This is a genomic window from Nonomuraea sp. NPDC049141, assembly GCF_040648415.1.
GTDB lineage: Bacteria > Actinomycetota > Actinomycetes > Streptosporangiales > Streptosporangiaceae > Nonomuraea.
Genome location: NZ_JBEZDR010000001.1, coordinates 1,041,393 through 1,061,590 on the forward strand (window position 1 = coordinate 1,041,393; position 20,198 = coordinate 1,061,590).

Sequence of the window (20,198 nt, forward strand, 5' to 3'; positions counted from 1 at the left end):
CCGCGTTCATCCGACCCGGCGGCCGTCGACCTGCTTTCCGCTGGGCCCGTAGACGAAGTCGGTCGTGGTGTCCATGATGAACTCCATCGGGAAGCCCAGGTCGATCGCGCTGGCCTCGTCCAGTCGGCGCACCGCCTCGTCGGGCAGTCGCAGGTCGATCGCGGCGAGGTTGTCGGTCAACTGGTCCAGGTTGCGGGCGCCGAGGATCGGGTGGATCCAGGGACGATGCGCTCGCGTCCACGCGATGGCCACCTGCGAGGAGGAAACGCCCAGTTCGTCGGCCACGGTGTCCACAGTGCGCGCGATGCCCAGGTCGCGTTCGGAGACGGTTGCCCGGTCAACCCGGGAGGGGCCGTCGGCTCCTGAGCGGGTGAACTTGCCCGACAAGACACCGCCGGCCAGCGGCGACCACGCGGCCACCGACAGTTCCGAAGCTGCGGCCATGGGCAGCAACTCCCGCTCGATGTCACGCTTGAGCAGGCTGTAGGGCAGTTGCAGGCCGGCGAACGGCGTCCACCCGCGGAACTCGGCGATGGTCTGCGCGCGGGAGATCAGCCAGGCGGGCGCATCGGAGATCCCGACGTACAACACCTTGCCCGCCCGTACGAGATCGTCCAGCGCTCGCATCGTCTCCTCGACCGGGGTGTTGGGGTCCCAGATGTGCACCCACAGCAGGTCGATGTAGTCGGTGCCCAGCCGCCGCAGGCTGGCCTCCACCGAACGGACCAGGTTCTTGCGGTGGTTGCCGCCGGCGTTGGGGTCGGTGCCGTCCATGGTCAGTGTGTACTTCGTGGACAGCACGAAACGGTCGCGGTCGGAGCCGAGCAGGTCCCCGACGATCCGCTCACTGCTGCCCTCGGTGTACCGGTTGGCGGTGTCGATCACATTGCCGCCCGCTTCGGCGTAGACGCTGAACATCTTGCGGCATTCCTCGACCGAGGCGCCCCACCCCCAGTCCTCGCCGAAGGTCATCGTTCCCAGGAACGCTTCGGACACCCGCAGCCCCGTGCGGCCCAGCAGCCGGTAACGCATCACATGCTCCCATCGAAAAGCACACAGCCCGAGGGACAGGGCAGTCGTCGTGCAACTCGCCGTATCTCCGTCGCGCTCGTACCAAGTTGGCGTCGCCGAGGAAACTACCTGCCGGGGTCGACATCCGTATTGCACGTTCTTGCCCCGCCTGGATCAGCGTGCGGTCCAGCCGGTCCACGCCGTGCCGCGATATGTCGACTGGTACAGGGCGGGGGTCATCCCGTAGGTCCGGGCGAACACCCGGGTCAGGTGGGGTTGATCGTGGAATCCCGTCTCGTAGGCGACCTCGGCGATCCCGGTACCGCGCCGGAGCAGTTGCCTGGCCCGATCGAGCCGAAGACGCAGATGCAGCTTGTGCGGCGGCAGACCGAACCAGGCGGTGCACACGCGCACGAGCCGGTACTTGCTGAGCTCCGTCACCGCGCTGAGCTCGTCCAGCGTCACGTTGCGGGACAGGTTCGCCCGCAGGTACGCACGCAGAGTCTCGGGGACACGCTGCGCCGTGTCCCTCCTGCCCTCGGCACCGTAGGACTGCCGCGCCAGCCTGGAGACGAACTCCAGCATCTGTGTCTCCCGCCCCAGCGCCGAACCGGGCTGCCCGGAAGGCCGGTAGAGGGAGCCGTGTACGGACCGGAAACGGGCCGCCAGCCCGCTGTCCCGGATCACCGGATCCCCGTAGCGCACCGCCTCAGGCGTGGCGACCTCGGCGATCAAGGAGGGCGACACACACATGATCAGCCAACGCGCCGACTCGAGATCGTCCGGCTGCCCGGAATGCGCGTCGTCCGGGTGGAGCGCGACCAGTTGCCCAGGAGCGGCCCGGTAGGTCGTGCCGCGTCTGCGCAAGGTGAGACCTGAGTCGATCATGAGGAGCAGTTTGAGCTCTTCATGGACATTGCCGCTGTAGGACTGCGCCTGCCCATCCACCACGACGACGTCCGGCACGTCGTCGGACACCCATGGAACCTCAGCCCGATCCACACCCGACACGGCCACCAGCCTAGCCTCGCCGCTTCCAGCGAGCCCACGACTGGATCACCGCGTCGGCGAGCAGCGCTCAGGCGTCGATGTGATCGCGGTCGACCTCGGCCGCGCTGTTGACGATGAACTCGCGACGTGGAGCCACATCGCTCCCCATCAGCAGGCTGAAGATCCCCTCCGCCGTCTCCGCGTCCTCGATCCGGACGCGGCGCAGGATGCGGTGGCGGGGGTCCATGGTGGTCTCAGCCAGCTGGTCGGCGTCCATCTCGCCCAGACCCTTGTAGCGCTGCACGGGGTCCTTCCAGCGCCGGCCACGCCGCTCCAGGTCGCGCAGCACCTTGTGCAACTCGGCGTCGGAGTAGCAGTAGATGTACTTCTCCTTGCCCCGGCCGGGGTTGGTGAGCTCGATGCGGTGCAGCGGCGGGACGGCGGCGAACACCCTGCCCGCCTCGACCATGGGCCGCATGTAGCGGTGGAACAGGGTCAGCAGCAGGCAGCGGATGTGGGCGCCGTCGACGTCGGCGTCGGCCATCAGGATGACCTTGCCGTAGCGGGCCGCCTCGATGTCGAAGGACCGGCCGGAGCCCGCGCCGACCACCTGGATGATCGCGGCGCACTCGGCGTTCTTGAGCATGTCGCTCACGGACGCCTTCTGCACGTTGAGGATCTTGCCGCGGATCGGCAGCAGTGCCTGGAACTCCGAGTCGCGGGCCAGCTTGGCGGTGCCCAGGGCGGAGTCGCCCTCGACGATGAACAGCTCGCTGCGGTCGATGTCGTCGCTGCGGCAGTCGACGAGCTTGGCCGGGAGCGCGGAGTTTTCCAGGGCGCTCTTGCGGCGCTGGTTGTCGCGGTGCTCGCGGGCCGCGATGCGGGCCTTGGCCGCGGTGACGATCTTCTCCAGCACGGCGCGCAGGGGCTGCTTGTAGCCGCGCGGCGGGTTGGCGAACAGCTCTCTGATCTCGCGGGAGACCACGTGGGACACGATGCGGGTGGCCGCCGAGGTGCCCAGCACCTCCTTGGTCTGGCCCTCGAACTGCGGCTCCGGCACCCGGACCGTGACGACCCCGGTGAGGCCCTCGGAGATGTCCTCCTTGTTGACCGGGTCATCGCCGTTCTTCAGCAGGCGGGACTCGCGCAGCAGCTCGTTGATCGTGCGGACCAGGCCGCGCTCGAAGCCGGTGAGGTGGGTGCCGCCCTTGGGGGTGGCGATGACGTTGACGAACGAGCGGACGGTCGAGTCGTAACCCTTGCCCCAGCGCACGGCCACGTCGACGGTGAGCTCGCGCTGCACCTCGGTGGAGGTCATGTGACCCTGGTCGTCGAGCACGGGGACGGTCTCGTGGAAGTGACCGACCCCCTGCAGGCGCAGCACGTCGCAGACGGCCTCGTCGCGGGCCAGGAACTCGGTGAACTCGGAGATGCCGCCGTCGAAGTGGAACTCCTCCTCGACCCGCTCCTCGTGCCTGCTGTCGATCACGGCCAGGGTCAGGCCGGGCACCAGGAAGGCGGTCTGGCGGAGCCGGACGTGGATCTCGTCGAGCGAGACCTCGGCGTCGGGCAGGAAGATCTGCTTGTCGGCCCAGAACCGCACCCTGGTGCCGGTGACCCGCTTGGGCAGCTTGCCGCCGTCGCGCAGGCCGGACTTCTTCTTGAACTTGGCCTTCGGGCCGTCGCCGTCGAAGACGCCGGGCACGCCGCGGCGGAAGCTGATCTCGTGGATCATGCCGTCGCGGTCGACCTCGACGTCGAGGCGCTCGGACAGGGCGTTGACCACGGAGGCGCCCACGCCGTGCAGGCCGCCGGACGCGCCATAGGAGCCGCCGCCGAACTTACCGCCCGCGTGGAGCTTGGTGTAGACGAGCTCGACTCCGGCCAGGCCGCTCTTGGGCTCGATGTCGACGGGGATGCCGCGGCCGTCGTCACGCACCTCGATGGAGCCGTCGGGATAGAGCTCCACCTCGATGCGGGTGCAGTGCCCGGCGAGCGCCTCGTCGACGCCGTTGTCGACGATCTCCCAGAGGCAGTGCATGAGCCCGCGGCTGTCGGTCGACCCGATATACATGCCCGGGCGCTTGCGGACCGCTTCCAGCCCCTCAAGCACCGACAGGTGGCGAGCCGTGTAACCCGCCTCCACTAGCGTCACTCCGGCTCCCCTGCGTCTAAGCGTCGAATCCGAGCATCGAACATGTGTGCGTAGCCTATCGTTCTTCCCCTACGCACGCGTACAAGCTTGCCATGACGGCAGGTTTGGTGTTACCAGGCGGCTGCTCGTCATTACTTCCGGCCACATTCTGCTCTCGGCGTAGCGAGGCTGTGATTGGGAACGTCCACGTCCGGTTAGATGTTGTCCAAGTGACTGACGCCAGATCCTCGCTTCGGCGGGGGTGACCCGAAAGGCGATACGTGACTGGAGCTCTCGCCCCCGTTAAGCCGCTGACGGCCCTCGACCGCTGCGACCGTTGCGGCGCCCAGGCATACATTCGCGCGACCCTGCCCGTGGGTGGGGAGCTGCTGTTCTGCGCTCATCACGGGCGTCAGCACATAGCGGCGCTTCGCGAGAAGGGCGCCGACATCCTGGACGAGTCCGCTCGGCTCAGCGAAACCCCAGTAGTGGCCCCCAACGACGAGCGCTAACCCGCGCTGGTCGTGATGACATAACAACATATTGCGCAAAGCGAAACGGCGGTCCTGGTATGCCCGGGGCCGCCGTTCCGTCATGTCTCAGCGGGGCTCATCCCGCCCGATCTCATCTCGTGCGGCCTCATCTCACCCGGTAGTGATAGCGGGCCCGCACCTCGAAGCCCTCGCTTCGATACAGGGCCTGAGCCGCCTCGTTGGGCGCTGTGGTCACCAGATAGGCCGACCGCGCCCCACCGCGCCGTACAAGGGCGCGCAGCACACTTCTGGCCAGCCCACGGCGTCGCGCCTGCGGCAACGTGGCCATGCAGTAGATCCCGAGCGTCTCCCCCTGCGGCACACCCCGCCCGACGGCGACGACCCGGCCGTCCTCCTCGACCGCGGCATACAGAGCGGGCACCCCCTCGCAGATCCGCTCAGCCGCCGCCACGCCCTCGGCGTACCGCCCGTCCACGGCCCACCAGGTCGCCAGCCACTCCGGCCAGGTCCGCTCCTCGACCCGCACCTGATGAACCGGCTCCGGCACGCCGCCCCCCACCATGATCACGGTCGGATCGACGACCCCGTACCCCCGGGCGGCCAGCTCGTCGTCAAGCCCCGGCATGGCCCCCACTCCAACGGAGAACACACTCCGTTGCCCCTTTTCGGCATAGAAAGCCTCGGCCACCTCGATCGCACCGGCGAGATCGGCGGGCCGTCCCAGGGCGAGCACGGAGTTCGCCCGCTTGGTCACGCCACCGGCGTAGCGAAGGATCCAACCGTCGTGCGTCCGCTGCTCATAGGCCGGCCAGGCTTCATGAACAAGCAGGTCAAAGTCCATTCGCGCACCCTACCCAACCAGCCGGACCTGCCATGGAGGCGGCCAAGGACGCGTCGTATCGGCGGCCGGCCACGTGCGGGTTCAGCGGCCGTATTCCTGGAGGCCCCCGGCCACGGACGGCGGGTGGCGGCCGGCCGGGCTTGCCGTACAGGATGGGAAAAGAGCGGCGACAACACAGAGCGTGAGACCACGCACGGCGGGCATTCATCGCGGCGGATGGTTCTCACCGGAGAGCGGGGCTCCTCCTCGGAGAGAGCAGGTGATTCTCGCCGGACGGGCGTCTCCCCGGCGAGAGCGAGTGTTCCCGCCGGAGAGCCGGGCGTCTCGCCGGCGAGAGCGGGTGGCCTCTCCGAGAAGGGGCCGACGCCCGTGTTCCCGCACCTGTACGTGGACGACGCCGGCGCCGTGCACCGGCGGGCCATCGCGGCGGGCGGCACCTCGGCGTCGGATGGCCTTCGCCGAGGAGGGAGCACGCCGGGCGGTCCCACGAGGGGCGGCGGGCATTGACTATGCTGTGGCGTGCTGATTTTGTTGCCGCCCTCGGAGGGGAAGGCCGGGGAGGGCAGCGGTCCCCCCTTGGGCGAGCTTTCGTTCCCCGCCCTGGACAGACCGCGCAAACGCGTGCTGACCGCGCTCATCAGAGCGTCCAAACGGCGTGACGCCCTCGACGTCCTCAGCCTGTCGCCCGGCCTGGCCGGCGAGCTGGCCAAAAACCTGGAACTCCAAACCGCCCCCGCCCTTCCGGCCTCCGATTTGTACACCGGTGTCCTGTACGAGAAGCTCGGACTCGGCACCCTGACGGACGAGGCCAGGAAGCGGGCCGAGGAGTCGGTGCTCATCTTCTCCGGCCTTTGGGGCGTGGTGCGGATCATCGACCGCATCCCCCCGTACCGGCTGTCGATGGGGGTGAACCTGCCCGCGCTGGGCGGGCTGGCCGCCTTCTGGCGGCCCAAGGTGTCCAAGGAACTGGAGCGCCTGGACGGGCTGGTGGTCGACCTGCGTTCGGCCACGTACGCCGGCGCCTGGCAGCCTGGGGAGCGTTCTGTGGCAGTACGGGTGTTCCGCGAGGGCAAGGTGGTCAGCCACATGGCCAAGGCGACCCGTGGCGAGATCGCCCGCACCCTGCTGGAGATCGGGGCAGATCCCGCCACGCCCGGCGAACTCGCCGAGTTCCTCTCCAGCCAGGGCTACGCGGTCCACCTGATCGAGCCCGCCCGCCCCAACCGTCCCTGGACCTTGGACGTCAGCTTCTGAAGTCACCCAGGTGGTCCGCTGCCCAGGTCGCGAACGTACGGCCGGGGCGGCCGATCAACCGCTCGAGGTCCGTGGTGATCTCGGCCGGGACGCCGTCGTTCGACTGCCACCAGTCCAGCAACGAGTCGGCGAAGGGTTCGGGGATGTAGTCGGCCATCTCCGCCTTCCACTCCTCGCGCGTGACGTTCTTGATGGCGATGTCCCTGCCGGTCACGTCGCTGAGGATGGCGATCTGCTCGGCGAAGGTGATCGATTCAGGCCCGGTCAGCCAGTACGGCCGGCCGGCCAGGGCCGGGTCGGTGAGCACGGCGGCGGCCGCCTCGGCGATGTCGGCCTCGTGGATGGGGTCGTTGGAGGAGTTCGGGAAGGGCAGGCTCACCGGGTTGCCGGCCTTGACCGGCCAGGACCAGGCCAGCGCGTTGCCGGCGAACGTACCCGGGCGCAGCAGCGTGGCGCGGACGGGCGCGGCGGTCACGGCGCGCTCCACGTCCAGATGGGACTTGGCGAGAGGGCTGGCCTGGGCGTCCGACCCGAGAACCGACGACGACGAGAGCAGCACGATGTGCTCGACTCCGGCCGCGGTCGCCTCCTTGACGAAGGTGTCGATGTGCGACGGTTCGGCGTACAGGAAGACCGAGGTGACGCCGGCCAGTGCGGCGGGGAACGTCGCGGGGTCGCTGAGATCGCACGTGGCGATCGACGGGTCGACCGGCTGCCGGGAGGCCGGGCGGACGGGCAGGCCGCGTCGGCGCAGGAGGGCGATGAGCTCAGTGGCCACGGCGCCGCGAGCACCGGTAACGAGGGTGGTCATATCGGGATGTGCCTTTCTGGTGATGAATCATGTCTTGATGGGTTTTGTGCGGGCTGCTCAGCAGTGGTGCGGCTGAGCCTTGGTTCAGCGGCACAGCTGAGCGCTGTGCGGGCTGCTGCTCAGCCGTGGTGGGGCTGGGCTTTGCGGGGCAGGAGCCACACCAGGCCGCAGCAGGCGATCGTGGCGGCGACCACGACGAGCAGGCTGCCGGTTGCGGCCTGCGCCTGGTCGCCGGTACGGAAGTAGACGGTGGTCACGGCGGCGGCGCCGATGGCGTTGGCCAGTTGCTGGGTCGCGGCGAGCGCCCCGCTGGCGCTGCCGGCCTCATGCGGGTCGATGTCGCCTACGGTGACGTCATAGACGGTGCCGAAGCAGGTGCCCATGCCCAGCCCGATGACGAGCGCGGCGAGAACGAGCGGCCAGACGCCGTCGGCGACGCCGCGGACGACGGCCAGCAGCCAGCCGGTGCCGATCAGCCCGATGACCAGTCCGATGACGATCAGAGTGCGGCCGAGCCGGGCGATGAGCCGGTGACAGGCAATCGAGGCGATGACGATCCCCACCGCCACCGGGGCCAGGCCGAGCGCCGCCCGCACGGGCGTGAAGCGCAGGCCGTACTGCATGTACAGCACGAGCACGTACAGCAGGCCGGACACGGCGGCGAAGAAGACGACGCCCAGCACGAGGCCGGCGGTGAAGCCGCGGTTGCGCAGCAGCGACGGCTCGATCAGCGGGCTGGCGGCGGTGCGCTGGCGCAGGCAGAACAGCCCGAAGAACACCAGCCCACCGGCCAGACACAGGATCGGGACGAGCGTCCACCCGTGAGCCGAGCCGTCGATCAGCCCGTGCAGGAGGCCCACCATGGCCACCGCCAACACCCCGGCACCCACACCGTCCACCGCAACCGCCCCAGAACGGCCCTCAGGGCGGCTCTGGAGACGGTCTGCGGAGTGGCCCTCGGAGCGATCGCGGCCGTCGGAAACCCGGCCGGCAATAGAGACCACGCCGGAACTGGGGGTCCTAGGGGAGCACGCGGCCTCGGAGGAGCGGGAGCTGTCCGCGAAATCCGCGGCCCCGGTGGGACGGGAAACCTCCGCAGGACGCGAGCCGTCAGCGGGAAGCGGGCCACCAGCGGAACGTGTGGCGTCAGCGGAACGCGGGCCGTCAGCGAGACGCGAGGCCCCAGCGGAGCTGGCGACGTCCGCAGAGCGCGCGGCCCCGGCGGAGCGAGAGGCATCCGCGGAACGCGGGCCGTCGGCGGGCAGGAGGCGGATGGCGGCCAGGAGGGCGGCGCCTCCGAGCACGATGTTGATCAGGAACATCGCCCGCCACCCCAGCCCACCCAGATCGGCCTCGATCAGAAAGCCGGCCAGCACCGGCCCCCCGACCGAAGAGACACCGAGCCCAGGGGCGAACACGCTGAAGGCCTTGCCCAGCTGGTCCCGCGGAAAGACCGCCCCCAGGATCCCGAAGCCCTGGGGGATCATCAGCGCCCCGAACCCGCCCTGCACCAGCCGGGCACCGATGAGCGTGCCGGGGTCGACCGCCAGGCCGCAGGCGACGGAGGCGAGTGTGAAGCCGGTGATGCCGAGAAGGAAGAGCCGGCGACGGCCGTACCGGTCGCCGAGCCGCCCGCCGACCACCAGCAGGACCCCGAGCGCCAGCGCGTAGGAGGCGCCGAGCCACTGGATGAGGGCCGCTCCCCCGCCGAGGTCGGCCGCGATCGTCGGGGCGGCGACGTTGGTGATCGTCGCGTCGAGCAGGTCCAGGACGGCGGCGGCGAGGATGACGGCCAGGACGGCCCACCGCCGGTCCGCCCGGGCTGGTGAGGCGCGGATGAGTGTGGACATGGGGATCCCCTCGATAGAATGCGTACGTGACACAAAGAGTGCGTCGCACAAACATTGTGCGACGCAAGTAAATGTGAGGCATGGAGCGGCCTGGTGTCAAACCGAGCGGAAACGCTGAAGCAGATCATCGACGAGAGCCAGCGGCACTATGCGGCATATGTCCTGTTCAATCAGGCGCTGGCTGACCATTTGGGCCTTCACCCCACCGACCTGCAGTGCGTGGCCCTGCTGGATGTGGAGTCCGGGCCGGTGAGCACCGGCGAGATCGCCCGGCTGACCGGCCTGACGCCCGGCTCCGCCACCCGCCTGGTGGACCGGCTGGAGAAGGCCGGCCTGGTCGTACGGCATGCCGACCCCGCCGACCGCAGGCGGGCACTGGTCGCCCTGGCCCCAACGGCCCGGGCCAGGATCGGGGAAGCCTGGGATACGCCGGGCAAGGCGTTCGGCGAGGTGCTGGAGGCGTACACGGACGCGGAGCTGGCCGTGATCGCCGACTACCTGCGCCGAGCCACCGCAGTAGGCCGCGCCCAGGCGGAACGCCTCACTCAGGGGCCGTGAACTCAGGGGCCGTGAACTCAGGGGCGCAAGCGCAGGGGGCGTAAACGCACCTGGCCCCGCACAGCGAGCGCTGTGCGGGGCCAGGGGTGAAGCGAGACTTGCGCTTTAGTCCAGGTAGTCGCGGAGCACCTGGGACCGAGACGGGTGACGCAGCTTGGACATCGTCTTCGACTCGATCTGCCGGATGCGCTCGCGCGTCACCCCGTAGACCTTGCCGATCTCGTCGAGTGTCTTCGGCTGCCCGTCCGTGAGACCGAATCGCATCGACACGACGCCCGCTTCCCGCTCCGACAACGTGTCGAGAACGGAGTGCAGCTGCTCCTGGAGCAGCGTGAAGCTGACGGCGTCGGCCGGCACGATGGCCTCGGAGTCCTCGATGAGGTCACCGAACTCGCTGTCGCCCTCCTCGCCGAGGGGGGTGTGCAGCGAGATGGGCTCGCGACCGTACTTCTGGACCTCGACCACCTTCTCGGGGGTCATGTCCAGCTCGCGGGCCAGCTCTTCCGGCGTGGGCTCGCGGCCGAGGTCCTGCAGCATCTGCCGCTGAACCCGGGCGAGCTTGTTGATCACTTCGACCATGTGGACCGGGATGCGGATGGTCCGCGCCTGGTCGGCCATGGCCCTGGTGATCGCCTGCCGGATCCACCACGTGGCGTAGGTGGAGAACTTGTAGCCCTTGGTGTAGTCGAACTTCTCGACCGCGCGGATCAGACCGAGGTTGCCCTCCTGGATCAGGTCCAGGAACAGCATGCCGCGCCCGGTGTAGCGCTTGGCCAGCGAGACCACCAGTCGGAGGTTGGCCTCCAGCAGGTGGTTCTTGGCTCGGCGGCCGTCCTCGGCGATCCACTCGAGCTCGGCCCGGACGTCGACCGGCAGGACCTCGGTCTCGCCGCCGCCGAGCTGCTCCTCGGCGAACAGTCCCGCCTCGATGCGCTTGGCCAGCTCGACCTCCTGCTCGGCGTTGAGCAGGGGGACCTTGCCGATCTGCTTGAGGTAGTCCTTGACCGGGTCGGCGGTGGCGCCGGCGGCGGCCACCTGCGCGACCGGCGCGTCATCGTCGTCGTCGGAGAGGATGAGGACCTCGTCCTCGGTCTTCTCCGTGGCGGCCACGGCGGCCACGTCGGCGGCCTTGGGCTCTTCCTCGGTGTCGTCGTCGGTTTCGGGAGCGTCCTCGGTGTCGGAGTCGTCCGCGGCGACGATCTCCTCGTCATCGACCACGATGTCTTCGAGGTCTTCGAGGTCGACATCCGCCTCGATCTCGATGTCCTCGTCGTCGTCGACGCCCTCAGGGCTCTTCGGCTTGGTCTCGGCAGGCCCACCGCTCTTCGGCTCGGCCTTCTTGGCGGGCACGGCCGCCTTCTTCGCCGCCGGAGCGGCCTTCTTGGCGGGAGCCGCCTTCTTGGGGGCGGGCTCGGCTTCGGCGGCGCCCACGACCGCGGTCACGGTCTCAGGCTGCTGCTCTTTGGCGGCCGCTGCGGCCTTGGTCTTGACGGGGGCAGCGGTACGGCGCTTTGCTGGACCACGAGACTTTTTCGGCGCAGCCGAATCCGCGGCGGTCACCACCACGGTCACGCCCTCTTTACTGAGGTTCCGCAAAAATGCGGCGGCGTGAGACATGGGGATGTCCGCCTCCTCGAAGGCCTGACGGACATCCTCAGACTCGAGGAAACCCTGCGAGCGCCCACGCTCGAGCAGTCGCTGAATGACGGGCTCGTTCAGCTCTTGTGGCTTCGAGCGAGTCGAACTTGCAGGCGACACGAACACCTCTCGAACGAACGCGTGGCGACAATGGACCCAGATGCCCGCTGGGGGGCTGTTGCCTCTCTCGGAGAACGATGCGGCCGTGCGGATCGCGACGGACCTGCCCAGCATTCTGGCACGACCACGCACTCCATACGGCCACCTCCCGGCGGTTGACTTCCACCCTAGGCCGACCCAGACAGTAGTGCGTACGTAAGCGCGGCACTGATACCCGAAAGCAACCCTTATGACTGATTCATTCAGTCACTCTTCGTGGCGGGCGGCACGTGGATAGCCAGGGCGGTAACGTCATCATCCTGTTCATATCCCGACAACATGCGGTCAACCAGGAAGTCCAGCAACATATGCGGGCTACTGACGACCTCAGGCGGCGCTTCGGTCACAACACTGCAAAGCTCTGCGAGTCCTGCGTCCAAACCGCGTTTCCGGTTCTCCACCATGCCGTCGGAGTAGAGCACGGCGGTGTGACCGGGCGGCACCACGAACCGGAACTGCCGGCGGCTGGTCGGCCAGCCCAGCGGCGTGCCGGGCTCGGCGTCGCAGAGGATCGCCGTGCCCTGCGGAGAGACCAGGACGGGCGGCGGATGGCCGGCGAGCGCCAGCGTGCCCTCGCCGGTGACGGGCTCGACCACCATGTAGGCGAGGGTCGTGACCTGCTCCTCCTCTTCGGTGGCGTCGAAGACCCGGTCGAGACCGGTGAGCACGGCCGCGGGCGGCGGGTTGGTCAGCGCGAGGGCGCGCATGGCGTTGCGGATGCGCCCCATGCCCGCCGCGGCCTTGACGCCCTTGCCCATGACGTCGCCGACGACCGCGGCGACCCGGCCGTCCTGCAGCACGAACGCGTCGTACCAGTCGCCGCCGACCTGCACGTGGCGGCTGCCCGAGCGGAACCGCTGGGCCAGCACCAGGCCCTTGACCACCGGCAGGCGGTCGGGCAGCAGGCTGCGCTGCAGCGTCTCGGCGGTCTTGTGCTCGCGCTCGAACAGCGTGGCGCGCTCCACGGCGAGCGCGCACTGACCGGCGAGCGCCTCCAGGAAGACGCCGTCCTCCTGGGAGATCTTCTGCGGTCTGGTGAACGAGAACCGCAGCGCGCCCAGGGCCCGTCCGGCCGCCAGGAGCGGCAGTCCGACCCAGGCGCGTTCGTCACTGTGCGTGAGATAATTGCCCAGCACCTGTTCGTCGCCACCGGCCTCGAGAAGCTGGGATTTCAGGCTGTCGGGCGACTCCGCGAACACCGGACGGCGGCTGTTGACCGCCATGGTCATCACGCTGGAGGAGGAGAGCGGGATCTCCTCGCCGGACATGCCCGACGCTTCCGGGACGCCCTCGCCGTTGATCAGCTTGAGCGCGGCGCGGTCGGTGTCGAGCAGCGCGACCGCGGAACGGTCGGCGGCCAGGGCGGTGCGGCCGACGTCGATGATGACCTGCACCACCTGCTCGACGGTGAGCGCCTCGGCCAGCATCGCGGTCGCGCCCTGCAGGCGCGCCGTGCGCAGCGCCGCGGCGCCGAGCTGGTCGGTCAGCCTGCCGCGCATCTCCTCGGCCTCGCGCTGCGGGGTCACGTCGGTGTTGGCGCCGACCCACTCGACGACCCTGCCATGCCTGATGATGGGGACGGCCCGCACCTCGAAGTGGCGGAAACCGCTGGCCCGGGTGCGTACGCGGTAGTTCCACTCGAACATGGTCCGGCCGCGCAGCGCCTCCTTCCAGGCTTCCTCGGTCTGCTGGCGCTCCTCGGGATGGACGGCCTCCAGCCAGCCGACCGCCAGGTATTCCTCCAGCCCCTGCCCGGTGATCGCGCGCCACTGCGGCGCGTCCTCCACCACCGTGCCGGTCGGCGAGGTGATCCACACCAGCTGCGACTGCGCCTCGACCAGCGAGCGGTAGCGCTCCTCGCTGCGCCGCAGGTCCTCTTCGATCTGGCGGCTCTCGGTCACGTCGAGGCCGATGAGCGCGATCGCCCGCAGCTCGCCCGCGTCGTCGTGCACCGGTGAGAACGACAGCGACCAGTGCCTGGTCTCGCCCTCGGACGAGCGCACGCGTACGCGACTCTCGGTCACCGGTGCGTCGCTCTCGGTGACGGCCTGGACCGCATGGGTGATGAGCTGGCTGAGATCGGCCGTGAGCGTCTCGACGGGCGCGCGGCCGACGAGCCGCTCGGCGGGCACGCCGACGACGTCGGTGAACACGTCGTTGACCAGTTGTACGTGGCCCGCGGCGTCGAAGAACGCGAAGGCGAACTCGGCCTCCGACAGCATGCCCTTGAAGAGGGCGGAGTCTGAGATGTCCACATCCGACTCCCGGGGACGGGGAACGGAGGTCTCGGCGCTCATGGTCGGCACCTCCGTCGCGTGCCAGGGTCTCCCACGCGGCACATCTCCATAACTGTGTATCGGCGTAGCGCAGCTCCGGGCGACCGGATTCTGCAGTACATCATCGGCGATGGGCAGGCGCGGACGGAAGCCCCGGCCGCCATACGGTCAACGCATCCTGTCAAAATCGCTCCACGTTGCGCAGCAAGATCAGGCTACTTGGCCTTGGCCGCGCGCTTGGCCTCCTGCTTGGCGGCCCGAACGCGACCCAGTGTGTCGGCGTCGACCACATCCGCTACCGAACGCAACGACCCCTCCTCGCCATAGGGTCCGGCCGCCTCGCGCCATCCTGGCGGCTGAACCCCCATTTGCTTGCCGAGCAATGCCAAAAATATCTGAGCCTTCTGCTTGCCGAAGCCGGGAAGTCCCAGAAGCCGGTTGAGCAACTCTTTGCCGTCGGCGACGTCACTCCAGACGCCCTCGGGCTTGCCGTCGTAGTGCTCCACGAGGTAGACGGCCAACTGCTGGACCCTGTCGGCCATCGACTTCGGGTAGCGGTGCACGGCCGGCTTCGCGGCCAGCAGCGCGGCGAACTCCTCGGGGTCGAGGGCCGCGATCTCCTCCGCGGTGAGGTCGTGCCCGAGGCGTTCGGAGATGGTGTGAGGCCCCGTGAACGCCCATTCCATCGGGATCTGCTGATCGAGCAGCATGCCGACGAGCAGGGCAAGCGGACTTCGGCCGAGAAGATCGTCGGCCTCCGTCCGCTGGGCGAGCTGGATGCGCATGGGAACAGCTTCGCACGAATGCGGTTCCGAAGAAGCGAACACAAGCGTTGTGGAGGCTTGACACTCAGCCGAGAAAAGATGAAATGGGAGCGCACGTCGCCCTGCAACCATTCCCGGGGGGTTTGCCCCTGGGTCTCCAGAGGAATCTCACATCTATGCTCGCTCTGGCCACACGCTTCCTCAGGGAGCCGGTCAGTCTCAGGCTGGCCGAAGAGTTCCTGACCATACCCGTGGACACCATCGACCGGTGCGTGGCCGACGTCTGCGCCTGCGCGCAGCATCTCGGCATCTCCCCGACGCCCGATGTCATCGAACGCATCGCCCGCGAACATCTGCTGGCGATCGTCAACTCCGCACCACCGCCCCGGACTCCCCGATAACATCGGGGTCACCAGGCCGCGTTCTACGCACCGTTTCAGCCTGGAATGCGAGAGAGTGAGGGCGTGCGCCGACACCGACGAGATCCCCGGGAGAGCACCCCGCCAGACGATGTCTTCAAGGAGATGGTGCAGGCGGCTCGCGAGCTGCTGGCCGTGCGCAGCCCCCTTGACGCCGAGCTGATGGTCTCCGACATGATCGGGGCCTGGTGGGGCAGGCGCGTCCGGGGTGGTGACGTCGAACAGGTACTCGGCGAGGGCCTGGTCGACTACGCCGCCAAGGCCGGCACTCCGGCGTCGCTGACGCTGCTCATCTGCCTGGCCTATCTCGGCACGGCCCGCCAGGGCGCCAAGGCCGAGGGCGCGGCGCTGGCGATGATGGAGTCGGGCGTGGCCAGGCCCGGCTGGGCCGAGCGGGTCGGCGCGGTCAAGCCGACCGGCTGCTACGTCTCCCGCGACGCCTACGGCGACCAGGACACGGTGATCTGCACGTTCGGCTATCGCTGGAGCGACGGAGCCCGCGAGGATCCGGCGGCCGGTGACGCGGCGCCGGTGGTCGAGCAGGAGCAGGACCGGCACGCGCTGGTCATGGTCGTCGATCACAACATGTCGGGCATGGCGCGCGACGCCTGGGTGTCCTCGCAGGTCGACACGCTGCTGGACAAGGCCCGCGCCGAGGCGGCCGGCAACGCGATGCTGCTGTTCGAGGAGATCGAGCCCCAGCAGGCCAGGGCGCTGCTTGAGTCGGCCATGAAGGCCACCAGGGAGCCGAAGACCCCGCCGCCGGTCAGCGACAGCTACAGCGCCTACCACGCCTTCGCCCGCGCCCGGCTCAAGGCCCTCCCGCCGGGCCGCAAGCGCCCCGCTCCCCTGCACATCGAGGCCCCCTACAGCCGCGAGCGGCGGGCGATGCTGGCCGCGGAGTTCCTCGCCTCCGACGCGGCCGAGCACCTGTCCGACCCGTCGGCGGCCTCGCGGTGCGCCGACCACATCATCGACTACGGCTGCGAGCAGGACTTCAACCGGCCGCTGCGGGTGAGCCCGACCAAGTGCGAGACGTTCCTGCTCGACTGGCTGCCGCGCAAGGTGATGTTAAGCATGGCCGAACAGGAGGCCATGCCGCACGTGCTGTCCGCGTGGGTGCGCTTCGCCGCCCGCCGCACCGGCCTGCCGGAAAGAGGGCTCAAGGCCACGCTCGACGCGGTGTGGGAGGCGACCGGCAAGTTCCCGGAGGCGTACCGGGATCCGACCTCGTTCGGCCTGGACCGCCCGCTGCTGGAGCGGCTGCTGCCGGACGGCGACCTGTCGGCGCTGGCCAGACGGGTCTTCGCGTTCCCGTTCCTGCAGGGCGTGCACGGCGGTGTCGACCTCGACGCGCTCAATCCGGCCGACGAGGCCGACCGGCGCACCCTGCTGGAGATCGACCACGTCGGCGCCATCGACGAGGAGCACCTGGCCTGGCACGAGGAGATCGCCGCGCGGCTGTGGGACGGCGACCCGCCGCAGCTGTGGGAGGCGGCCCAGCGGCTGCTCGACCTCGGCCATGACCGCCACGACGTGCTGCACGTGCTCATCGAGATCGCCGAGCGCATCGGCGGCGACCCGGACGAGCTCGCCTCCGCCCTCGACGACATCGCCGACATCCCCGACGAGATCTAGTACGGCGGCCGGCTCTGGCGCTGTTCGTCGCGCCGAGGTGGCCGCTACCGCCATGATGGGAAGCATGGTGATCGACCTCAACGCTGATCTGGGCGAAGGCTTCGGCGTGTGGCGGCTGGGCGACGACCTGGCCCTGCTCGACATCGTCACGAGCGCCAACGTCGCCTGCGGTTTCCACGCCGGCGACCCGGTGACGATCAGGCGCACCTGCGCGGCGGCCGTGGACCGCGGCGTGGCCATCGGGGCGCAGGTGTCCTACCGCGACCTGGCCCACTTCGGGCGCAGGGAGATGGACGTCGAGCCGGAGGAGCTCTGCGCCGAGGTGCTCTACCAGCTCGCGGCCGTCGACGGCATCGCGCGGGCCATGGGCGGCCGGGTCTCCTACGTCAAGCCGCACGGCGCGCTCTACAACCGCATCTGCCGCGACGAGGTCCAGGCGGCCGCGGTGATCGAGGCCGTGGCCGACTACGACACCTCGCTGCCGGTGCTCACGCTGCCCGGCTCGGTGGTGCACGGCGTGGCCGCCGCCGAGGGCGTGGCGACGATCGCCGAGGCGTTCGCCGACCGCGCCTACACGGCCGCCGGGTCGCTGGTCTCGCGGCGCGAGCCCGGGGCGGTGATCCACGACGTCGCCGCGGTCTCCGCCCGCGCCGTGCGGATGGCCGTCGAGGGCCGGGTGACCGCTGTGGACGGCAGCCCGGTGGTGGTCTCCGCCCGGTCCATCTGCGTGCACGGCGACACGCCCGACGCGGTACGCCTGGCGCAGGCCGTACGCGATGGGCTGCTGGAGGCGGGAGTGGTCCTGCAGGCCTTCGCATGATCCGGGTGGCCGGCGAAGCCGGGCTGCTCGTCGAGACCGGGTCGCTGGCGGTGTCGCACCGGCTCGACGCGGCCCTGCGTGCCTCGCGGCCCGCGGGAGTGGTGGAGATCGTGCCGGGGCCCGAGACGGTGCTGGTGGTGGCGCCGGGGGCGGACCAGGGCCTGTTGCGGGCGCGGCTGGACGAGCTGCTCGGCGAGGTGCTGGAGTCGGGGCCGGAGCGCGAGGCTCCGCTCGGGGCCGGGCAGGCCGTGGTCATTCCCGTCGTCTATGACGGGGAGGATCTCGATTCCGTGGCCGGGCTGGCCGGGATCCCGGTGGACGAGGTGATCGCGCGGCACACCGGGCGGGAGCTGGTGGTGGGCTGGCTGGGGTTCGCGCCGGGGTTCGCCTACCTGACCGGGCTGGATCCGGTGCTCCACCTGCCGCGGCTGGCGACGCCGCGCACGTCGGTGCCGGCCGGGTCGGTGGCGATCGCCGGACCCTACTCCGCGATCTATCCCACCGCCTCGCCGGGTGGCTGGCGGCTGCTGGGCCGTACGTCGACGCGGATCTGGGACGTCGACGCCGACCCGCCGTCGCTGTTCCGGCCGGGCACCCGCGTACGGTTCGAGCCGGCATGATCGAGATTCTCGCGCCGGGCCCCTACGCGACCGTGCAGGACCTGGGCCGGCACGGCTACGCGCACCTGGGCGTGCCCTGCTCCGGCGCGGCCGACGAGGCGAGCCTGCGGCTGGGCAACCGGCTCGTCGGCAACCCCCAGGAGGCGGCGGGGATCGAGCTGACCTACGGGCAGGCGCGGCTGGTCTTCCACGCGGGCGCCTGGGTCGCGGTCACGGGCGCGCCCTGTCCGCTGACCGTGCGGTCGGCTCTGTACGTGGGCGCCGGGGTGGGTGTGCCGTTCTGGGTTCCGGCCGGGACCGAGGTGCGGTTCGGGGCGCCTGAGTGGGGGCTGCGGACCTACCTGGCCGTGCGGGGCGGGATCGCGGTCGAGCCGGTGCTCGGCAGCCGGTCGACGGACTCGCTCTCCGGGCTCGGCCCGGCGCCGCTGCGGCAGGGGAGCATGCTCCCGGTGGGTGACTCGGGGAGCCTGGTGGAGATCTCGGTGGATCTGGCGCCCGCCGGGGAGCCGCCGCCCGCCGTCCTGCGGCTCGTGCCGGGGCCGCGCGACGACTGGTTCGCGCCGGGCGCGCCGGCCGAGCTCTGCGCGCAGCCGTACGAGGTGAGCCAGGACAGCAACCGCGTGGGGGTACGCCTGCGCGGCCGGGAGCCGGCGCGGGCGCGGGCGGGTGAGCTGCCCAGCGAGGGCATGGTGACGGGGGCGGTGCAGGTGCCGCCGAACGGGCAGCCGATCATCTTCCTCGCCGACCATCCGCCGACCGGCGGCTACCCGGTGATCGGGGTGGTGCGGGCGGCGGACCTGCCGATCGCCGCGCAGCTCCGGCCGGGTGACCTGGTGCGGTTCACAGTTCGACCTGGCCGGTGACGCACGTGACGCTGGAGCCGCCCACCCAGACCGTGGGTTCCTGACCGTTTTCGGGGCCGGTGGTGATGTGGACGCGTCCGGCGCGGCCCAGCACGGTGCCCTGGCCGGCCATGTAGGGGGCGGTGACGCGGCCGGTGCGCAGCAGCCACTGGGCGACCGAGGCGTTCAGGCTGCCGGTCACCGGGTCCTCGACCGTGCTGCCGTTGAGCGGGAAGAACGCCCGCAGCTCGATCGCGAGCGGCGACCCCTGCGGATAGGGGCCCACCACGCCCAGGTCGAGGTCGATCGGCCCGGGACGCAGCGCGAGCACGTCGTCCGCGCTCCGCAGCAGCACCGCCACCCAGCCGGGCCCGTTGTCGGCCCACTCGGCGTCGACGATCTCCTCCCGGCCGATGCCCAGCAGGCCGGCGATGCGCTCGACGAGCGGCTCGTCCACCGGCCCCGACCGCAGCAGCGGCGGCGCGGCGAACGCCAGCCCGCTGTCCGTCCTGCGCAGCGTCACCAGCCCGGCGCCGCACTCCTGCACGACCGACTCCGCCTCCTTCGGCACGCCGCCGGCCTCCAGCCAGGCGTGGCAGGTGCCCAGCGTCGGATGCCCGGCGAAGGGCAGCTCGGTCGTCGGTGTGAAGATCCGCACCCGGTAGTCGGCGCCGGGCGCGGTGGGAGGCAGGACGAAGGTGGTTTCGGACAGGTTCGTCCAGTGGGCGAACCGCTGCATCGCCTCGGTGCTCAGGCCCTCGCCGTCGAGGACGACCGCGAGGGGGTTTCCCTGGTAGGGCGTGGCAGTGAAGACGTCGACTTGCCGGAACGGGCGCAACATGCGCTCAGTCTCTCAGAGCGGTCTTGGGGGTGGCGCGCATGCCGACGTACACGCACTCGGTGCCGTTGGCCAGGGTGGAGAAGACCACGGGCATGTAGTCCTCGCTGAAGGAGGGGCCGGCGCCTGAGGCGGCGAAGACCGTGTCCGTGACCGGCTCCAGGGTCATCTCCAGGGGCGGGGAGAGGTCCTTCATGCCGTCGACGAACTCGTAGCGCATGTGCGCGTTCCCGTCGTCGTC

At 70.0% G+C, this 20,198-nt stretch carries 18 protein-coding genes and 1 pseudogene; 8 read left to right on the forward strand and 11 right to left on the reverse strand.

The window, feature by feature from the left end:
- Positions 1-6: 6 nt before the first annotated feature.
- The 3 genes from AB0B91_RS04830 to AB0B91_RS04840 form a co-directional block, all read right to left on the reverse strand.
- Positions 7-1,032, reverse strand: a complete 1,026-nt coding sequence (locus tag AB0B91_RS04830; protein ID WP_358315611.1) for an aldo/keto reductase — start codon at positions 1,030-1,032, stop codon at positions 7-9.
- A gap of 153 nt (positions 1,033-1,185) precedes the next feature.
- On the reverse strand, positions 1,186-1,989 hold the full coding sequence (locus AB0B91_RS04835; RefSeq protein WP_358315614.1) for an AraC family transcriptional regulator: 804 nt from the start codon (positions 1,987-1,989) through the stop codon (positions 1,186-1,188).
- 100 nt (positions 1,990-2,089) lie between these two features.
- Complete coding sequence (locus AB0B91_RS04840) at positions 2,090-4,156, reverse strand: DNA topoisomerase IV subunit B (RefSeq protein ID WP_358315617.1); 2,067 nt, start codon at positions 4,154-4,156, stop codon at positions 2,090-2,092.
- 260 nt (positions 4,157-4,416) lie between these two features.
- Between AB0B91_RS04840 and AB0B91_RS04845 the strand changes: the two genes are divergently transcribed.
- Positions 4,417-4,647, forward strand: a complete 231-nt coding sequence (locus tag AB0B91_RS04845; protein ID WP_308127153.1) for a hypothetical protein — start codon at positions 4,417-4,419, stop codon at positions 4,645-4,647.
- Between the two features lie 127 nt (positions 4,648-4,774).
- On the opposite strand, the gene AB0B91_RS04850 is transcribed toward AB0B91_RS04845, so the two are convergent.
- Positions 4,775-5,470, reverse strand: a complete 696-nt coding sequence (locus tag AB0B91_RS04850; protein ID WP_358315620.1) for a GNAT family N-acetyltransferase — start codon at positions 5,468-5,470, stop codon at positions 4,775-4,777.
- A 519-nt stretch (positions 5,471-5,989) separates the two neighbouring features.
- Here AB0B91_RS04850 and AB0B91_RS04855 point away from each other — a divergent pair.
- Positions 5,990-6,724 (forward strand): peroxide stress protein YaaA, encoded by a 735-nt coding sequence (locus AB0B91_RS04855; RefSeq protein ID WP_358315622.1) that lies wholly within the window; start codon positions 5,990-5,992, stop codon positions 6,722-6,724.
- Here the strand turns inward: AB0B91_RS04855 and AB0B91_RS04860 are convergent.
- Complete coding sequence (locus AB0B91_RS04860) at positions 6,714-7,535, reverse strand: NAD(P)H-binding protein (RefSeq protein ID WP_358315625.1); 822 nt, start codon at positions 7,533-7,535, stop codon at positions 6,714-6,716. The two genes, AB0B91_RS04855 and AB0B91_RS04860, sit on opposite strands and share 11 nt — an antisense overlap.
- 119 nt (positions 7,536-7,654) lie before the next feature.
- Positions 7,655-9,385 (reverse strand): MFS transporter, encoded by a 1,731-nt coding sequence (locus AB0B91_RS04865; protein ID WP_358315627.1) that lies wholly within the window; start codon positions 9,383-9,385, stop codon positions 7,655-7,657.
- Between the two features lie 93 nt (positions 9,386-9,478).
- On the opposite strand from AB0B91_RS04865, the gene AB0B91_RS04870 reads away from it, so the two are divergent.
- Positions 9,479-9,943 (forward strand): MarR family transcriptional regulator, encoded by a 465-nt coding sequence (locus tag AB0B91_RS04870; RefSeq protein ID WP_358315630.1) that lies wholly within the window; start codon positions 9,479-9,481, stop codon positions 9,941-9,943.
- Between the two features lie 105 nt (positions 9,944-10,048).
- Here the strand turns inward: AB0B91_RS04870 and AB0B91_RS04875 are convergent, their stop codons facing one another.
- The 3 genes from AB0B91_RS04875 to AB0B91_RS04885 form a co-directional block, all read right to left on the reverse strand.
- A complete protein-coding gene (locus AB0B91_RS04875; protein WP_358315632.1) occupies positions 10,049-11,701 on the reverse strand; it encodes an RNA polymerase sigma factor in 1,653 nt (550 codons plus the stop codon).
- A 242-nt stretch (positions 11,702-11,943) separates the two neighbouring features.
- Positions 11,944-14,037 carry a SpoIIE family protein phosphatase gene (locus AB0B91_RS04880; RefSeq protein ID WP_358315634.1) on the reverse strand — a complete coding sequence of 698 codons (2,094 nt, stop codon included), beginning with the start codon at positions 14,035-14,037 and terminating at the stop codon, positions 11,944-11,946.
- Between the two features lie 194 nt (positions 14,038-14,231).
- Positions 14,232-14,801 carry an HhH-GPD-type base excision DNA repair protein gene (locus AB0B91_RS04885; protein ID WP_358315636.1) on the reverse strand — a complete coding sequence of 190 codons (570 nt, stop codon included), beginning with the start codon at positions 14,799-14,801 and terminating at the stop codon, positions 14,232-14,234.
- 155 nt (positions 14,802-14,956) lie between these two features.
- On the opposite strand from AB0B91_RS04885, the gene AB0B91_RS04890 reads away from it, so the two are divergent.
- The 5 genes from AB0B91_RS04890 (at position 14,957) to AB0B91_RS04910 (ending at position 19,140) form a co-directional block, all read left to right on the forward strand.
- Positions 14,957-15,181 carry a hypothetical protein gene (locus tag AB0B91_RS04890; RefSeq protein ID WP_214635673.1) on the forward strand — a complete coding sequence of 75 codons (225 nt, stop codon included), beginning with the start codon at positions 14,957-14,959 and terminating at the stop codon, positions 15,179-15,181.
- A 123-nt stretch (positions 15,182-15,304) separates the two neighbouring features.
- On the forward strand, positions 15,305-16,837 hold the full coding sequence (locus tag AB0B91_RS04895) for a hypothetical protein (RefSeq protein ID WP_358315739.1): 1,533 nt from the start codon (positions 15,305-15,307) through the stop codon (positions 16,835-16,837).
- A gap of 64 nt (positions 16,838-16,901) precedes the next feature.
- Positions 16,902-17,657 carry a 5-oxoprolinase subunit PxpA gene (locus tag AB0B91_RS04900; RefSeq protein WP_358315639.1) on the forward strand — a complete coding sequence of 252 codons (756 nt, stop codon included), beginning with the start codon at positions 16,902-16,904 and terminating at the stop codon, positions 17,655-17,657.
- On the forward strand, positions 17,654-18,277 hold the full coding sequence (locus AB0B91_RS04905) for an allophanate hydrolase subunit 1 (RefSeq protein ID WP_358315641.1): 624 nt from the start codon (positions 17,654-17,656) through the stop codon (positions 18,275-18,277). The genes AB0B91_RS04900 and AB0B91_RS04905 overlap by 4 nt, the downstream gene beginning before the upstream one ends.
- A complete protein-coding gene (locus AB0B91_RS04910; protein WP_358315643.1) occupies positions 18,274-19,140 on the forward strand; it encodes a biotin-dependent carboxyltransferase family protein in 867 nt (288 codons plus the stop codon). The genes AB0B91_RS04905 and AB0B91_RS04910 overlap by 4 nt, the downstream gene beginning before the upstream one ends.
- On the opposite strand, the gene AB0B91_RS04915 is transcribed toward AB0B91_RS04910, so the two are convergent.
- A complete protein-coding gene (locus tag AB0B91_RS04915; RefSeq protein ID WP_358315645.1) occupies positions 19,118-19,960 on the reverse strand; it encodes a PhzF family phenazine biosynthesis protein in 843 nt (280 codons plus the stop codon). The genes AB0B91_RS04910 and AB0B91_RS04915 overlap by 23 nt on opposite strands.
- 4 nt (positions 19,961-19,964) lie before the next feature.
- Positions 19,965-20,198 (reverse strand): annotated as a pseudogene (locus tag AB0B91_RS04920) (penicillin-binding protein); the annotation flags it as partial.

Coding starts and splice junctions, on each gene's coding strand:
- AB0B91_RS04830 (WP_358315611.1), bottom strand. CDS start 1,032: ATGCGTTACCGGCTGCTGGGCCGCACGGGGCTGCGGGTGTCCGAAGCG.
- AB0B91_RS04850 (WP_358315620.1), bottom strand. CDS start 5,470: ATGGACTTTGACCTGCTTGTTCATGAAGCCTGGCCGGCCTATGAGCAG.
- AB0B91_RS04860 (WP_358315625.1), bottom strand. CDS start 7,535: ATGACCACCCTCGTTACCGGTGCTCGCGGCGCCGTGGCCACTGAGCTC.
- AB0B91_RS04865 (WP_358315627.1), bottom strand. CDS start 9,385: ATGTCCACACTCATCCGCGCCTCACCAGCCCGGGCGGACCGGCGGTGG.
- AB0B91_RS04880 (WP_358315634.1), bottom strand. CDS start 14,037: ATGAGCGCCGAGACCTCCGTTCCCCGTCCCCGGGAGTCGGATGTGGAC.
- AB0B91_RS04885 (WP_358315636.1), bottom strand. CDS start 14,801: ATGCGCATCCAGCTCGCCCAGCGGACGGAGGCCGACGATCTTCTCGGC.
- AB0B91_RS04890 (WP_214635673.1), top strand. CDS start 14,957: ATGCTCGCTCTGGCCACACGCTTCCTCAGGGAGCCGGTCAGTCTCAGG.
- AB0B91_RS04895 (WP_358315739.1), top strand. CDS start 15,305: ATGGTGCAGGCGGCTCGCGAGCTGCTGGCCGTGCGCAGCCCCCTTGAC.
- AB0B91_RS04900 (WP_358315639.1), top strand. CDS start 16,902: ATGGTGATCGACCTCAACGCTGATCTGGGCGAAGGCTTCGGCGTGTGG.
- AB0B91_RS04905 (WP_358315641.1), top strand. CDS start 17,654: ATGATCCGGGTGGCCGGCGAAGCCGGGCTGCTCGTCGAGACCGGGTCG.
- AB0B91_RS04910 (WP_358315643.1), top strand. CDS start 18,274: ATGATCGAGATTCTCGCGCCGGGCCCCTACGCGACCGTGCAGGACCTG.
- AB0B91_RS04915 (WP_358315645.1), bottom strand. CDS start 19,960: ATGTTGCGCCCGTTCCGGCAAGTCGACGTCTTCACTGCCACGCCCTAC.